Source organism: Pseudomonas quercus, assembly GCF_012033695.1.
GTDB lineage: Bacteria > Pseudomonadota > Gammaproteobacteria > Pseudomonadales > Pseudomonadaceae > Aquipseudomonas > Aquipseudomonas quercus.
In genome coordinates, this window is sequence record NZ_JAAVJI010000006.1 from 20,827 (window position 1) to 35,898 (window position 15,072).

Genomic DNA, 15,072 nt, shown 5'->3' on the forward strand with positions numbered 1-15,072 from the left:
GGCTCACTTAATCTCATCAAACAGGTCGGGATTCACGATCACGGGCACCACTCGATGATTCACTGCGTACATTTGTGCGACGATCTCATTGCTGTCCGAATCACAGCGCGCGTAGACCCGCTGCAGGTGATCAGTCGAGACCTCGCCTGGGTACAGAATCTCTGCTTGAGGACAAGTGGGAAGGTACAACGGGTGATCAGCGGGGCGAGCGATTACGTTATTTGACCATAGCGTGGTGCGTTCATTGAACGCGGCTTCCAACCCAGCAATACCCTGGGCCCGGCGTACCCCGGAGTAGATGTTGTTGGTCGTCGTAAACCAGACACCGTCGTGCTGCATTATCTCAGGTGAGAAATCAAAAATGCACCAGAAAAAATCCTTCTCGCGGTGCCAGTTACCTGAAAAATGAAAGAAGCTGGTGTTGATACGGCTGATCGAGAGATTAGCGTAGTCCAGCCAGGCTGCATCCTTGTTCCTGCTCTGTGCATTAGGTTGAAAAATGTGCTTGAGCTGCTCGTCAGCATCGAGGCGCTGGCGAGATTTAAGTCCGTTGGATGCAAATATCCCTAGCGCACCACGATTGGTCGTGAAGTGAACAATGGATTCGATACGCCGTTCCTTGGAAAACTCGTCGATGGTCATACCTTCACTTCCGTGTACAGGTCACTGTCGATGAGCCGCATGATATCGGGAGTGTCCGAGGTTTTGAAGCCGACCACGACGCTCTCTCTCGCTCGACCTACACCCATGGCTATTAATCTGCGTAGCCGTGTGGACAGTTCATATTCATCGTTGCCTTGTTCGTCATCTGCGTCGTCTTTGGGGGCCGGGATATCGAGAATGCTTCCGTCCAAGCCGATCATGATCACGTGATCGAATTCCAGGCCTTTGCTGGAGTGGACACTGCACAATGCGATGTTTTCTGTGCCTTGAGGCCAATTAGGCTCTCCCGTCAGCTCGACGTAGCCCAGCTTCAATGATCTAAGCATTGGCTTGAGATCCCGGAACCAAATCCTTGGGTGGAGAAAGGCAACTGATTCCTTCTCCAGATCTATTCCTTTGAGATAGTTGACAGCCCATTTCAGCTGATCTGGGTACTCGCCCGTCACCACCATGGGCTTGACGCCGTTAGATCTCGCGTTGTCGAAATTGGGCATGGTGCCATTGTCATCCAGCGTCAAGCCGGTCAGCAGCGCGCTCGCAAACTGTGCAATTTCCCGAGTGTTTCGGTAGTTGGTTTGAAGTCGGCTGCTCTTCTCGGGCCTCAACGTTACGCCGACTTCGCTCCAGGTAAAGTTACGGCTATAGATGCGCTGAGCGCTGTCCAGGACGAACGTGACAGTCGCATCCTCAGATCTCTGATTGAGAACGGCACGAATCTCATTGGCCGAGAAATCTTGAGTCTCGTCCACAACGATCACGTCGTATCGGCGCAGCGTCTGATCCGAAAGCGTCGCTGCCAGATCATTCCAATCCCGCAGGTTTTTTGCCTTCTTCATTTCGTTGTAGGGGCGGATAACTTCGTCCAGCAGTCGCTGCCGAGCCGGGCGCTCCATACGAGGGGTAATCCCACGACCATCCCGGCGAGCCGTCAGGTAGTCGTCAAGATTTTCTGGTGCGAATCGTCCAAGAACGTAGCCGGCCTCATCGACCACGAAATCGACGTCCATTTTCATGCGGCCTGCCAAACTTTTCAGGTGGCCGGCCGTCTCGGCAATGTCGATGATGGTTTGGGCGCCAGTCAGGTGCTTGGCCCATTTATTGAAGGTGTAGAAATCAAGATTCACCAAAGGCTCATTCACGAATTGTCGTTCAGTGAGCTCTGCGATGTACCCCCTCAATGTTCGGTTGAACGTCAGCACCAGGATATTTACTAACCCCGGTGTCTTGCGCTTTTTCTCGCGGTTCAGATAAAAACCAGCCGCTGAACGAAGCTTAAGCAACGCAGTGGTGGTTTTGCCGCTGCCTGCAGCTCCACGAATCACTTCAACCCCAGCGCTGCTTCGGGAAAAAAGTGCCAGTTGTTCTGGGCTTGGCTTGACGTTAATCAATGCCTTCACAATGCAGTCCTTGGCAATAGAATGCTAATGCTATCACTGCTACGCGAGCACTTGTGCACGTGCAGCAGCGATCAAGACCAAAGTCTATAGGAGCATTCTCAAATGGGATGTTGTGCTAATGTTCAGATTGCCCACCTGTACATGCCGACGAACGATGGGGCGGCCCTCTCGTTCACGTTGTCCCTAGACTCAGGTCAGCATGCCTCGAGCCTGATCAAAAAGGTGGGTCGCGAGCGCTAACGCCCGCGCGGTTTCGTCGGGGTCAAGGAGCGTAGGTGAGCTCAGCACCCCATGCATCTTTGTCTTGGGCATGCAAAGACCAAAATGCATCCGCTACACCATGGGCCTCAATGGAGCCGGGCTTTACGAATGCGCAAACCGTGACTGTTGCGACGTGTACGCCCTGATCCTTTGCGGACTCGAAAAGTCCCAAAGCGAGAGCCCGAATGCCGGCTTTACCCAAACTAAGCGAAAGGTAATCAGGATTGGGAGTGACGCCGAAACCTCCCCCGGTGAGAAGGATGGATCCGCTTCCATGTGCGGCCATGCCTGGCATTACTGATTGGGCCGTGACCATCGCACCTGCGATGTTGACAGCGAGGTCGCTGGCGAACGTGTCGGTCGGCTGGTCAGCCAGTGCTGCTTGTCGCAGGTTCGCGGCGTTGTAGTGAACGACATCAATCGCACCGTATTTGGCGTTAACGCTATTGATCAACTGGTTGATGCTGCCTGCGTCGCTCGCATCTACCTGGTAGGTGGCGACTGTGAATCCCTGTTTTCCGAGGCCTTGGGCAAGCTCAAAGGTCTTGTTCAAATCGCGTGAACTCAAGATGACCCTGAATCCTTCCCGGGCGAACCGTTCTGCGGTTGCCAGGCCGATGCCAGGGCCAGTGCCGATGCTAAGAAACGTCTTCATGTACTGCTCCTTTATCCGTAAGGGGATTTCGGAAAAAGGCTAACAGATGCAAAATCGATGATAATCGGGATAAAAAGAATTTCTATTATGCAAAAAATGCAGGAATTGCTGGGTAGGGTCAGTCTGGATGAGTTGTCGGCCTTCGTCGCGATCGTTGAGTCGACAAGTTTTGTAGAAGCCGCCAAGGTTGTCGGAAAAGATCCCACTATCGTTTCCCGTCGACTTGCTCAACTTGAAGCGCGACTGGGTGTGTAGCTACTCCCGCGGACAACTCGGCGTGTGCATTTGACAGGTAGGGCACATCCACTATCAAAGGATTCGCACACTCCTCGATGAGCTCGATAGCGCAGGTCAGGAGGCGAGTAATTTCGCGTCGACCCCCCAAGGATTGTTGAGAGTTTCCTTGCCGGTAGCTTTTGGGCGTCGGTGGGTTGCACCGTTGCTGCCTGGCTTCATCGAAAAATATCCGAACATTCGATTAGACGTACGATTTGCCGATCGATATGTGGACGTGGTTGCGGAAGGCTTCGACGTTGCCGTGCGGGTGAGGGGCTTAGAGACAGTTCGATGGTTGCCCGCCAGATTGCGGCTTTCTCGGGCCTGCTCTATGCCGCGCCTTCTTATTTAGAAAAGCGTGGGGTGCCACAGGCCCCAGCCGACCTAAGCCATCACTCATGCTTGGGTTTCAGCAGCCATGCCAGTTGGCCCGACTGGATTTCAAAGCAAGGCCAGTTGCGCAAGACAGTCCGTCCACTGGGGCCTATTGTGAGTGATAATTCGGAGGCTTTACTGCAAGCGGCCATCGAAGGCACGGGGATAATCCTGACGGCCGATTGGCTCGCCGGCGCGGCTGCCCGGAGCGGTCTGCTTGTCCCGGTATTGCCTGGTTGGCGAGGCTCAGAGGAAGGAGCTGTTCATGCTGTGATACCCCCCGGGCGACTCATTCAGACGAAAACGAGGGTCTTTGTTGACGAGATTACACATGCCATCCAGGCAGGATGGGATCAATGAGGATTACGCCCCCATAGAGTCCGGTCTCTGATAGCGTCGATCAATACAAACTGCCTCTAGCGCTGCGCCAGGAGGTTAGTAAAGCCCACGATGCTTTACACCAACAGACCTGTTTGCCATAGGAAGCCATCTCCGACTAGCTGCGGGTGGTAAGACACGTCTTCACCCATGCTATCGGAATGACCAAGACAAGCCATGCCCATATAGTCCGGCCGCTGGTGACGCACGCCAACAGAGATGAAAAATGTAAGATCGATAATCTCATGGCTCGGAAGCTTCAACCAGGCATGAATGTTGACAGCCTGCAGCGCTAAATTTTGCTTCAGCATCTGCTTGAGTTTTCCTTCGGGCGTATGGAAAACGGCCTCATTTCCGAATCTTACGTAGCCGAGCGTGATAGCCACCGGCACATCGAAAATTCCCTCTAAGGGCTCACGCAGTGCGAGCGCGACGTCGAGGCATTTGCCTGCAAGGACTTCGGGCAGATGCCCTCCATAGAGGCCTTTCATGCACCTCCGGATGTCGCGAGTCGTATCGTCGTTGACGAAGCGTCTGGGTGTTGAGGTGAATTCGGGTGGGTTGAGTTGCCACTTACGGGTTCTCTTCAGCGCGTCGTCGAACTCTTTCTCATAGCTTGTCGGTCTGACTCTGTTGAACAGCGTTCCAAAGAAAGACATCTGGCCTCTATCGCCGCGCACGGAGGCGGCTCTCACCTGATGGTGGCCATCATATCGAGCTCATGGGCGGTGACCTAATGGGCACTGCCCGGCCGGTAAGTAGGCGTTGGCGCTGCCGATCGCTGCCATGCTGGCAGTGCTGAAACGGCCAAACAAGCTGTCTCCGGCACCTCAATCTATTCCCATATGGATGGCTCGATCTGTAACCAGCGCCAGTGAGCTGTGTACACGGCAATCGATCACTACGTCGACTGCACTGAAATGACTTCAACGTATCGCTACTTCTTCTTGGCCAGTTTAACTGCCTCCTGCTCAGCCAGCAGCGTACTCAAGGTATCGGTGTCGTGGATCAGCTCGATGTTTTGCCTTCGAACTCGTTACCCACTTGCAAGGTTACTCGCAGGCGCGGGGTGAACGCCTTATCGGTCTTCTTTATGGGCAGCAGCTTCGCCAACTGTCCGGGGCCGATTTGTGGTGTCAGCTTAGGTGCTAAGGGTGCGGTCACTTGAGGTGCAGGCGCGAGGCCGCCGAAGAGCGCTCGGCGCATCTCTTCTTCAGTCAAATCTGTGTTCATGTCGTTTCTCGCGGGGATGTTGCTGGCATAAGCCTACCATTTCGTAATGCGGTCGTGAGGGCGCCGGGAGCACGATGCGTGACGCCGTTGCCTCTTCGGATACATGGAACATACAGTTGCGACATGTAACTCAAGGACAGAATAATTTTATGGGTAAATTTGATCACATTGCTCGGCAAGATCGCGCCATCGAGCACCCGGATGCTGACGCCCTGGAACGTGGCCCATTCATCTCCAGCTTGGTGAGAACGCTGGTACACACTGAGTTAAATCCAGAGGGCGGAGTCGTTTCGCGTAGGGCAACTGGGTTTGTGGTTGGCCTCACGGGGGAATGGGGGCTAGGTAAATCCAGCGTGTTGAATTTGCTTGGCTCGCAGCTGAAGCAGATGGATCAGGTGGTAGTGACGACTTTGAATCCTTGGCTATTCAAGGGAAGAGATGAGCTCGTGCGAGCCTACTTCGACAGCTTGCGGGAAGCACTCGGTAAAAGTCCGAATGAAAAAGTAAGAGCCGTGCAGACTTACCTTGAACGCTATAAGGCTTCGATAGAGTTCGTGGGAACGACCACTGCTGGAATCATCGACGCTTTGATGGGGGGCGGAGCTGCCTCGGTCTTCTGGAAGAAGTGGTTGATCAAGCTCGTTCGAACGGTGCTCAAGCCAAAGGATCTAACACCAATCCACGAGCGAAAATTTCTGGAAGCCAAGCTCGCTGACGCCAAGGTTGCGGTGGTCGTCCTCATCGATGAACTAGACCGAGTAGAAGATGAGGAGGTGCGTGCCGTCGCGCAACTCGTCAAGGCTGTAGGCGATATAAAAGGCATTTCATATCTGGTTGCTTACGATTCTGACCGAGTCACTCAAGCGTTGGGCAGAGGCAGCACCCCCGAGGAGCGGCGCGCGACAGGGGAGAGCTACCTAGAGAAAATCGTCCAGTTTCCGATTCCTTTGAGGCCGCTGTTTGAGGATGACGCGAAAGCGCTTCTCGCCAACGCAATGCAGCACAATGGGATCGAGCTTCCGTCTCCGCCGCTCCCTTACCAACTCGAAGTCTATGAGGAACTGATTCGTGTAGTCAGGACACCGCGAGAAATCAAGCGGATGGTCGGGGCATATTCAGTGCTCGAAAAGATCGTTCGTGGGGAAATCTGCTCCTACGATCTGCTCGCCTATAGCTGGCTGGTCACCAAGGCACCTAGCCTCCGACAGCGCATTGCGGACAGACTTCAAAAGCTCGTAGACGACCCTGGCACGCCCGAGATGGTTCGCCGAGCTGAGTGCCGAAGAGACCGTGGTGAGATTTCAGAATCACTCAGTGAGTTACTTGGCGCAACCGACGAAAATCAGGAGACCCTTTTGAAGCTGTTGTTCCCTCGGTTCGGCGGTGAGCAGAATTTGTCTGCAGCTGCTGATCGGGGCAATAGGGTTGCGAAGCGCCGAAATTTAATCAGGTTGCTTTATTTGGGTAATCCCCCAGGGATGATGTCGAAGGCCGACGTTGAAAAAATCTGGGCATGTGAAGAGGTCGATGAGTCATTTGCCCTTTTGGAATTACTCCGGGCTGACAGTAAACTCGACCAACTTTTTGATCGCATCGGCGATGCCTTATCTCTGCTGCCAAGCTCGGGAGACTCGGTTTTTTGGGTCGCACTTTCTAAAACGCTAGTTCGCCAGTACGACTGGATCCTAAGTCAGGAAGAAACGGCAGGTCTGGTTGACGATGCTTGCGCAATACTGTGGAGGTTCGCGCAGACTTCGACCGGTACCACGGCAAGGTTTCGGAGCATCGTGCAATCTCTTATAGCCAGTTCCGACTTGCTCCTAGTGCCTTGGATTCTCAGGAAACATCTTTTCGCCCATGGCCTGACTCACTACCCAAAACAGTCACACAGCCAGATAATCTTTGATTTTAATGAAACGATAGATTTGCGGGATCGTGAGCTCAAGCGTTACGCAAAAGCTGTAAGCAGTGGCATGGTTTTACGCAGGTTGCCAGACAACGAGGCAATTTTCTGCCTGCTGAACTCAGATCAATGGGACACTCGCCTCAGAGCTAGCCTCACGGCCCAACTGACGGATATGAACTCTGTGGGGACGCTGGCTGCGCTGCTGAACCCACCGAACGTCATTATCGACTTGAAGACGCTCGACCGTTTGGTAGACGCAAATCAGGTGGTTGAGGTCATCGAGCGGTTGGTGAGGGCTGAGGGGCTTCCGGAAAATCCCTGGCTGGCTTCATCCCTCATCCGTTTTCGTGATTCTCTGCTGGGGAGAGATCCTCACTTCAGTCACCATGAAGATGGTTTACGTGAACTGAAGGATATGGTGCCAAGCACAGGATCTCCGTCCTGAGCACTCCTAGGCATTCAGGCACACATCGGGTTGGGGTTTGGCGCAAATCATGTGCACCGGGTGACCGCTCTCTGGGTTTCAACTACATTAAAGAAACAAGCGTCACTAATGGGATCAATGGAGTTTTAAATTTCTCGTCTCGCAGAATTCCGCAAACTCGAACAACAGCTAGCAGCCCAGCTCGCAGAGCTGGAAACGCTGAAAAACGACACAGGCCTGAAGAAAGAAATTGAGTTTGAAACCAAACTGCGTGACCTTTTGGGTGAGTACAGTTTTAGCCTGCGAGACGTAGTCAATATTCTGGATCCGCAGGCTGCAAAAAGCCGGAAGGGCGCTCAGGTTGTGTCTGAAAAGGGCACTCGTAAGGCGCGGTCGGTGAAGGTTTACAAGAACCCACACAACGGTGAAATCGTTGAGACCAAAGGTGGCAACCACAAAACGCTGAAGGCTTGGAAAGCTGAACACGGGTCAGATGAGGTTGAATCCTGGCTGGCTCAGTGATCCAGACCTCTTCAAAAAGCCGCCCCTAGGGGCGGTTTTTTTATACACTGACTTTTTTCACCTTCCAGAGGCAGGGCCTATATGGCAAAGGTGTTTTTTTCGTATAGCCACGACGATGAAGCTCATCGTGATCAATTGGAGAAGCACCTCGCTGCTCTGAAGCACGAGGGGATGATCGAGTCTTGGCATGATCGACGGATCCTTGCGGGCAGCGAAATCGACTCCACTATCGATCAACAAATTGACCAGGTAGACGTAATTTTGCTCTTGGTTAGCTCAAGTTTCATCAGCTCGCACTATTGCTACTCCGTTGAAATGCAAAGGGCACTGCAACGGCATGCTGGTGGCGAGTGCCGAGTTATCCCGGTAATCGTGCGCCCATGCGATTGGTCGTCTACTCCCATTGGGAAATTGCTGGCGGCACCTCGCGACGGAAAAGCCGTTACAACTTGGCCAAATTACGATGAAGCCTATGCTGATATCGCCAAGCAGATTAGAGCCGTTGTAAAAGACGTTGATTCGAGAAAGCAAAAGCAGACCACTGCCAACTCCCACACCTCAACCTTCAGCTCAAACATGGTAGGTGCGGCTTTGGTAGAACCGCGCTCTAGTAACCTGCGCTTACGCAAGACGTTCACTGATCTGGAGAAGGATCAATTTGCTCACGAAACCTTCGATTTCGTAGCTCGTTTTTTTGATGCGACCCTTAGGGAGCTGCAGGAGCGAAATCCCGGCATTCAAGGTGTGTTTCGACTAGTGACTGCAAATCGATTCACCGCTGCGGTGTATAACCAAGGCTCCATCGTGAGCGAGTGTGCTATCGCCCTTGGCAACGGCTTCGGCAGAGGGGCAATTACCTATTCCTCCCAGGCTTCAAGCACTAATAGCTACAATGAAATGCTCAATATCGAATGCGATGACCAATCGATGTATTTCAAGTCCTTGATGGGAATGCATCAGCGGGGTGTTGGAAAGCTCAGTCAGGAGGGCGTGGCTGAGCTTTTGTGGGCCAAACTGATCGAGCGCTTGCAACATTAGTCCCATCACTCAAGGATGTGCGGAGCGCGTAGGCCTGAAGGCTGAAAGGGGATGCAGCCGCGCGCTCCTGGCTGAAAGGCCTTTAAGTCAGCTCACTCCGTTGTCTGCACTACAGCGCATCTGGGGCGGACACTGGCGCGCCAGGTTTCGGCTGTGCACGATTTCGCCTGTCTTGGACACGTTGCCGAGAGGCTTGGCGCTTAGCATGCAATGCCTGTGAGGCAGTCACGATGCCAACGGGCTGACCGTCCAGATCAAACCGTGGCGCATTTTCTACCATGCTTTTCCAGTATCGGGATCCTTGGCACCAAGTTGAGATACCCAGCTTGAGCTGTTCGCTGGTCAACCCGAGCAGCTCCAAGTGCTGCTCAGCGTCCTTCAGGATGCCTTCTTTGAGCGGAACCTTCGGAGCCGGATTGACGGGAAACGCCAGTGGAAAATGCTTCTGCAATGGCCAGATTGCTTCTACGGCTGGATCTTGATTGCGACGCTTCGCCTGTGGGGGAGACTTACGCTTGGGGTGTTTCGCGCGTTCGGCCTTTTGGGGTTCTTTTTCAGCCCGCAGGCGGTCACGTAGCTCAGCTAGTTGTTCAAAACCCATCGTTCTATTCACTGCTTCTAGGTTGATTGCGTGGTGCAAGGATATTGCATGCAGGCCAAGGTCGCAGCAGAAACAGGACGCACTGCTAATTTCTCGGGGTTCCAAGTGATTGCACAGCACCAGGCATGACGGGAGGGATGGGGTATGCATCTGACGAGCTCCATCTCGCCCAGACGTCTGAGCCCATGAAGCTGAATTGCTGGAAACGACTCGCGCCGGAGATGGCCAAATCAGTAAGCCCCCAAGATCAAGTGTCGATGACTAGGAACGAATGTTGGGTTTACAGACGGAGAGCATGGGCATTCGCGGTGGGTCTTTGGGTGGTAGGCGCAGTGCTGATTGGCTATGTCCACATGGGCATTCTAAGTCGCGGGTGGGGAGTCTGGATGAGCTATCTGATGTACTTCCTGGAATTCTGGTACCTGCTCGGCCTAGGCGAAATGCACCGTTGGTTTTATAGCTGGTTTACTCGAGATGCCGAGTAGGACAGATCAAGCAGCCTCCCGGCGCAATGCCAAGCTTTTAACTGCTCCAACACCTAGGTGAATGCCATAGAGCTTGTGCGGCTTCGATTCAGAGATCAAGGGAAGGGTGTGCGGCGTATTTAAAAACGCATCAGCTTTGGCGAGCACCGTCGAGGCTGGCCAGCTTCATACCAGGTATCTTCGAGGCGAAGACGAGTCGTTTGAGGAAGTTTTTTTCACCTAGGGAAGGGCCAGTTCCATTCACTGCTCAGACCAACGACACAGCTAGTCCTGACTCCAAAAGTCGGCAACAGTCGATTTCGGCACCCCGAGCTCCTCGGCAGTCTGCCGTTGAGTGAGCCCGCGTGCTTTGCACGCCTGTATAGCCTCAGCTCTCTGCTGTCGAATTTGAGCCTTGGCAGCCACTGCTCCTTCATTGAACTGCTGAGCCAGCAACTCCAGACCACCGGAAGCGCTGAATGCCTCAAGTTCATCCGTGACCCTGGACAGCACGCTATCAAGAGGCTGGTCGCCTGACGCGACCGTCGCGAGCACCAGTAGCGTTATGGTGTCGATGCCGGCAACTGCCGAGATCTCGTCGAGCTTAGCGAGGGAGATGTTGGATTTCGATTGCTCGATATTGTGGATGTATCGCCGAGCAGCAGCTGAGGCCAAGTCTATTTGTACCAGGCCTTTAAGCGAGCGAACGGCTCTGAGTGCTGCAGCAAGACCTTGGCGACGCGACATGGGTGTCCTCAGAAATACGAGGATAAAGCCAGTTTGCCTTGCCCGTTACGACGCTATATAGTTCCCATACCGGGCATGGCGTGGCTGTTTCTCGTGCTCAGATTCCGAGCCGCGACCTCAGACCGAGGACATCCTTGGCGCGGATCCAACCGGCGCCTGCACATGCAGACGCTCAATATATTGATAAATCGAGATGGGTAGATTGTGAAGCTGTATGTGGTCTCCGACCTGCACAACGAATTCTCGCTATTCGAGGTGCCTTCAGCCGTCAACGACCTTGCCGACCTCACCGTTTTGGCGGGGGACATCGACAAGAAGTCGAGAGGCGTGTCTTGGGCAAATGGCGTCTTCCAAAAGCCGGTTGTGTATGTCGGCGGAAATCACGAGTACTACCAAGGTCACATCGACCGCACGCTAATCAAAATGCGGGAGGCGGCGGCTCAGCACGTGCATGTGCTGGAAAATCAAGCCCTGGTGATTGGTGATGTGCGCGTGGTTGGAGCGACCGCGTGGACTGATTTCTCACTGACCCACGACACCTCAGCCGCAAGCAAGGTCGCTCGGGAGGAAATGAACGACTACCGGGTGATTCGTGCCGGCAGCAACTTCCGGCGCCTCCGGCCTGATGATGTGGCGACTCGTAATCGAGAGTCGAAGGATTGGCTTGCCCGCGAGCTTGAAAAGCCCTTCGCCGGAAAGACGATCGTCGTGACTCACCATTGTCCCCTTGCTCTTGCCATGGGCCAAGGTCATCAAGGACACCTTAGCGCTGCATACAGCAATGACTGGCCCGACCTCGTCGCGCTGGCTCATCTCTGGATTTTTGGCCATACGCACCAGTCGGTCGATATGACTTACATGGGATGCAGGTTGTTTTCAAACCCTCGTGGATACCCGTCGGAAGTCACGGGTTTCGATCCACATTGCGTGATTGAGATTTAATGGATGCTTTGGAATTGAGTTTATCTACCCTCGGGCAACGCGAGGCCGGCCTTACGAGGAACCTTCCTCAGGCCGTGCTTGACGCCCAGGCATTGGACTGGGGCGTCCTGGTCGACGCGTTTTTGGTCAACGCTGCACGAGTTGGCGAGGTATACGCTGCCAGCGCGTTTTGCGACCGTTCGCGCACCATTCAAGATGGATCCACAGTCGTGACGCCTCCTGTTCGCATTTTGGCGGTTCGGGAGCCGTACCAGCTTCTTCAGACGCTCGATGCCGGTGATCACTATGTTGTCGCCTCACATTTTTCCGGTGAGGAGCCCACCCATGGCTGAGGCGCTGCAGTGGCCGGGTGAGGTGATCAGTGCTGCTTCCGAACAGTTCACTCGGCCCGTGACCGGCTACCTGTGGATGCCGTTGCCCGAGGGCACTGCTTTGGTCGGTCAGGTCTACATGGATGCACAAGGTAGGTTCGCCGATGGCAGGCTCATCAGGACATCAGCGATCATGTCCTTGCGTCAGGAACTGGGCTACCTGGTCGCGGATACGTTCTCGGGAAGCTGCTACGTGTTGGTGCCCCCAGCGCCCGCCTTATAAAGTGCGTCGGCGAGCACTCAGGGAAGCGACAACGTATCTCAGAAAAAGCAGCCCGAGGAAGGTCGGGCAGGGCCCATGGCTAGGGCTTGCCAGTATCCTGAGCGGTCTTCCAACGTCTGAACCCCGCCAGTAAATCACGCCAAGTCACGGGGCTCGGTACCTGGTCAGTCAATGACATCGCCACCTTCCTCAAATCGGGGGCCAACTAGCACAGTGCCGCTGGAGGTTCAATGGCGGAGGTCGTTACGCACAGCACGCAGTATCTCTCCGACCAGGATCTGAACGCGATCGCGGTATACCTCAAGTCACTGGCGCCTGCTAACAGCGCTCCAGCGCTGCGAGCAAACGATGCGACCGCTAAAGCCCTGTTCAATGGGGATGTCAGCAAGCCTGGCGCGCAGGTGTACGTCGATACCCGACCAATGATGTGAGGTTGCTGACCAAGGCAGCCAGCGAAGCCGTGAACCGTCTTTATCGATCAGGGTTCAAATACAGCAAGGCTGAGGTATTGCTCCTGGATCTGAGGCAGCCGGGTGAATTAACTGATGATCTCTTCTCCCAATCCCAACCTGTCGAGGCAAACAAGGTCATGGGGGTACTGGACGAGATCAATGGGCGGTGGGGGCGGGGTATGCTTCGTCTGGCCAGCGTCCCGGCTGACCCGAGCTGGGCGATGAGGCGAGACCTCATGAGCCAAAGCTTTACCACTCGCCTAGACCAACTATGGACGGTGAAAGCGAATTAAGATGCAAGATTGAAAGCCCGTCAGCTGAGCCCATTGAGAGCTGGCGTGCGTTAAACTACTCATCAACTTATTAGTAATCGGGACTGGTAATCACGGTAGGGTTCGTCTCATACCGAAAAAATGTACGAGCTAAATTTGGAATGTTTGGCCGTGCTCGATCAATGTGGTAGAGATCTTGGGTTACGCCCGAGAGGCCGTTGACCCGGCTGCGCTCGACGCAAGTTTTTTGGTTGCAAATCAACTCGAGTGACTGTCGAGCAAAGACGCTTTTGATGAGCTGACCAAGTCAAAACGAGCTAACAGGGAGGGGTAATTGGTCAGCATTTCTCCCCCCGCACCTTGAGGTGACGCCGAGGTGCCAATGGAGCTTGCCTGTGCGCCAATTGGTCGTCTTGCATAGTCACGGTTGGCATCTAAATATTGACTGAGATGTGACGACCACTGCTTGTTTTTTAATTTATGGTTTCGAATTTGGTTGTCTCAGTTTTCATATGAGATCTTGTTTATATACCAAGTAGCTTCGCCGTCCGGGATCTTTACAGTGCACTCATCTCCCTCTTCTTTTTTTAGGAGTGCACGTGCCATTGGGGAGTCTATGGAGATATAGTCGTTGCGCTCATAAATCTCATCATAGCCGACGATTCGAAATTTTTTCTGCTCACCATCATCGTTCTCAATCTCCACCCATGCGCCGAAGAAAACTCTTCCTTCCTGTTCGGGGGAGTAATCTACAACCTTGACGTCTTCAAGGCGCTTACGAACATATCGGATTCTGCGGTCAATTTCCCTCAGTAATTTTTTATTATATTGATAGTCTGCGTTCTCGCTCCTATCACCTAAGGATGCAGCCCAAGCTACCTTCTGAGTGATCTCAGGCCGGTAGACACGCCAGAGATGATCCAGCTCAGACTTTAACTTTTCATGGCCGGCTCGTGTGATAATATTAGTTGCCAATGGATAACTCCTGTAACTTCAAAAAACTGGCCTTTGAGTCTTGTTGATTAGTTGTGATCGAGCCGCATCATAAGTGGTTGGTGACCAAGTCGTCTGTAGAGGCCGAGCGGATCCCTCGACCCGATAAGCCCTGAGTGTCCTGTTATTGGCCTTCAGGATCAAGGCTTTTGTCTTGGTAGTAAGGTAGATCGCGGGCAGCAGCGCTATTAGGGGGGATCGGGCGATGGTATTCAGGGGGAGGCACGGCAGCACCTGTGTGCTGCGGCCTTCCGGTGCAAAATAAATAGTCGGGAGTAATGGCGCCTACAAGCGATCTAAAGCCTTCTGAAGGGCTGAGAGTGTTCCAGGCTTAAAGAGCTGCTCTCCATTCGCGCCTAACATGTCACTGCGTGGGCCGAGTGTCAGCTTATGCTCGCTCATGAAAGATTTCGACAGCAAATACTCCAATGCGCGTCTTTCTACGTCATTGAGCTTATGTAGGTGATGTGGCGTATTTCGTAGATCAACTTGGAATATTGTGTCAGAGGGTAGCGCCTCTTTAATAAGGTTATTGGCTTCCTTGAGCTGTCCCAACATCCGTTTGACAAGGAAGCGATGCTCTGGTCGCAATTCTTCGATCCACGCGTAAGCCCCCTTGACCCGTGGCGTTTTTTCAGGAGCGTTAGAGGCAAAAACGTTTATCAAGGCACGATATTTATCACCACCTGGAGTGTTTCGGATGCTCTGGGCAGAGGGCGCTCCGTAGATTTTCCCCAAGCGGGCAATTCTCGCATAGGAGAAGTCGGAATTTTCACGCTTTTTCTCTTCCATGCAGGTAACGAATATGGCATCAAGCGTTGCGCATGTCTTGGGTGAAGATTCGGCTTTGAGTTCACTGAGCAATTCTTCAGGAGACAT

At 53.6% G+C, this 15,072-nt stretch carries 16 protein-coding genes and 3 pseudogenes; 10 read left to right on the forward strand and 9 right to left on the reverse strand.

Translation table 11 applies throughout. The annotated features are described in order from the left end of the window. Positions 1-3: 3 nt before the first annotated feature. The 3 genes from HBH25_RS12045 to HBH25_RS12055 form a co-directional block, all read right to left on the reverse strand. Positions 4-642 (reverse strand): DarT ssDNA thymidine ADP-ribosyltransferase family protein, encoded by a 639-nt coding sequence (locus tag HBH25_RS12045; protein WP_168084156.1) that lies wholly within the window; start codon positions 640-642, stop codon positions 4-6. After that, positions 639-2,060, reverse strand: coding sequence for an AAA family ATPase (locus tag HBH25_RS12050; RefSeq protein ID WP_168084157.1), 1,422 nt, complete (start codon positions 2,058-2,060; stop codon positions 639-641). Before HBH25_RS12050 ends, HBH25_RS12045 begins: the two co-directional genes overlap by 4 nt. A 262-nt stretch (positions 2,061-2,322) precedes the next feature. After that, positions 2,323-2,976, reverse strand: a complete 654-nt coding sequence (locus HBH25_RS12055; RefSeq protein WP_168084158.1) for an SDR family NAD(P)-dependent oxidoreductase — start codon at positions 2,974-2,976, stop codon at positions 2,323-2,325. Positions 2,977-3,063: 87 nt separating this feature from the next. On the opposite strand from HBH25_RS12055, the gene HBH25_RS23335 reads away from it, so the two are divergent. Continuing rightward, positions 3,064-3,231: a helix-turn-helix domain-containing protein gene (locus HBH25_RS23335; RefSeq protein WP_229631920.1), complete on the forward strand. Its 168-nt coding sequence runs from the start codon at positions 3,064-3,066 to the stop codon at positions 3,229-3,231. Positions 3,232-3,379: 148 nt separating this feature from the next. After that, positions 3,380-3,987, forward strand: a pseudogene (locus tag HBH25_RS12060) (substrate binding domain-containing protein). 95 nt (positions 3,988-4,082) lie between these two features. On the opposite strand, the gene HBH25_RS12065 reads toward HBH25_RS12060, so the two are convergent. Continuing rightward, positions 4,083-4,664 carry a hypothetical protein gene (locus HBH25_RS12065; protein WP_168084159.1) on the reverse strand — a complete coding sequence of 194 codons (582 nt, stop codon included), beginning with the start codon at positions 4,662-4,664 and terminating at the stop codon, positions 4,083-4,085. A 278-nt stretch (positions 4,665-4,942) separates the two neighbouring features. Then, a pseudogene (locus HBH25_RS12070) lies at positions 4,943-5,238 on the reverse strand (hypothetical protein). Between the two features lie 74 nt (positions 5,239-5,312). On the opposite strand from HBH25_RS12070, the gene HBH25_RS12075 reads away from it, so the two are divergent. The 3 genes from HBH25_RS12075 to HBH25_RS12080 all read left to right on the forward strand — a co-directional run bounded on the left by HBH25_RS12075 (position 5,313) and on the right by HBH25_RS12080 (position 9,128). Next, the gene (locus HBH25_RS12075) at positions 5,313-7,589 is read left to right on the forward strand and encodes a KAP family NTPase (RefSeq protein WP_229631921.1); all 2,277 of its coding nucleotides are present in this window, start codon (positions 5,313-5,315) and stop codon (positions 7,587-7,589) included. Positions 7,590-7,718: 129 nt separating this feature from the next. Continuing rightward, positions 7,719-8,090, forward strand: coding sequence for a histone-like nucleoid-structuring protein, MvaT/MvaU family (locus HBH25_RS23080; RefSeq protein ID WP_195755887.1), 372 nt, complete (start codon positions 7,719-7,721; stop codon positions 8,088-8,090). Between the two features lie 81 nt (positions 8,091-8,171). Further along, entirely contained in the window at positions 8,172-9,128 is a 957-nt protein-coding gene (locus tag HBH25_RS12080) for a toll/interleukin-1 receptor domain-containing protein (protein ID WP_168084160.1), read from the forward strand. 109 nt (positions 9,129-9,237) lie between these two features. On the opposite strand, the gene HBH25_RS12085 is transcribed toward HBH25_RS12080, so the two are convergent. Beyond that, positions 9,238-9,729 carry a ProQ/FinO family protein gene (locus tag HBH25_RS12085; protein WP_168084161.1) on the reverse strand — a complete coding sequence of 164 codons (492 nt, stop codon included), beginning with the start codon at positions 9,727-9,729 and terminating at the stop codon, positions 9,238-9,240. A 749-nt stretch (positions 9,730-10,478) separates the two neighbouring features. Then, on the reverse strand, positions 10,479-10,940 hold the full coding sequence (locus tag HBH25_RS12090) for a helix-turn-helix domain-containing protein (protein WP_168084162.1): 462 nt from the start codon (positions 10,938-10,940) through the stop codon (positions 10,479-10,481). A 204-nt stretch (positions 10,941-11,144) separates the two neighbouring features. Between HBH25_RS12090 and HBH25_RS12095 the strand changes: the two genes are divergently transcribed. The 5 genes and pseudogenes from HBH25_RS12095 to HBH25_RS12110 all read left to right on the forward strand — a co-directional run. Then, positions 11,145-11,882 (forward strand): metallophosphoesterase, encoded by a 738-nt coding sequence (locus HBH25_RS12095; protein WP_168084163.1) that lies wholly within the window; start codon positions 11,145-11,147, stop codon positions 11,880-11,882. Further along, a complete protein-coding gene (locus HBH25_RS12100) occupies positions 11,882-12,214 on the forward strand; it encodes a hypothetical protein (protein ID WP_168084164.1) in 333 nt (110 codons plus the stop codon). The genes HBH25_RS12095 and HBH25_RS12100 overlap by 1 nt, the downstream gene beginning before the upstream one ends. Next, complete coding sequence (locus tag HBH25_RS12105) at positions 12,207-12,476, forward strand: hypothetical protein (protein ID WP_168084165.1); 270 nt, start codon at positions 12,207-12,209, stop codon at positions 12,474-12,476. The genes HBH25_RS12100 and HBH25_RS12105 overlap by 8 nt, the downstream gene beginning before the upstream one ends. A 230-nt stretch (positions 12,477-12,706) precedes the next feature. Next, entirely contained in the window at positions 12,707-12,907 is a 201-nt protein-coding gene (locus tag HBH25_RS23745) for a hypothetical protein (protein ID WP_420708482.1), read from the forward strand. Next, a pseudogene (locus tag HBH25_RS12110) lies at positions 12,889-13,221 on the forward strand (DUF4113 domain-containing protein); the annotation flags it as partial. The gene HBH25_RS23745 and the pseudogene HBH25_RS12110, both read left to right, overlap by 19 nt. A 480-nt stretch (positions 13,222-13,701) precedes the next feature. Here the strand turns inward: HBH25_RS12110 and greB are convergent. Next, complete coding sequence (gene greB / locus HBH25_RS12115) at positions 13,702-14,175, reverse strand: transcription elongation factor GreB (protein ID WP_168084166.1); 474 nt, start codon at positions 14,173-14,175, stop codon at positions 13,702-13,704. Positions 14,176-14,478: 303 nt separating this feature from the next. Beyond that, positions 14,479-15,072 (reverse strand): gamma-mobile-trio protein GmtX, encoded by a 594-nt coding sequence (gmtX, locus tag HBH25_RS12120; RefSeq protein ID WP_168084167.1) that lies wholly within the window; start codon positions 15,070-15,072, stop codon positions 14,479-14,481.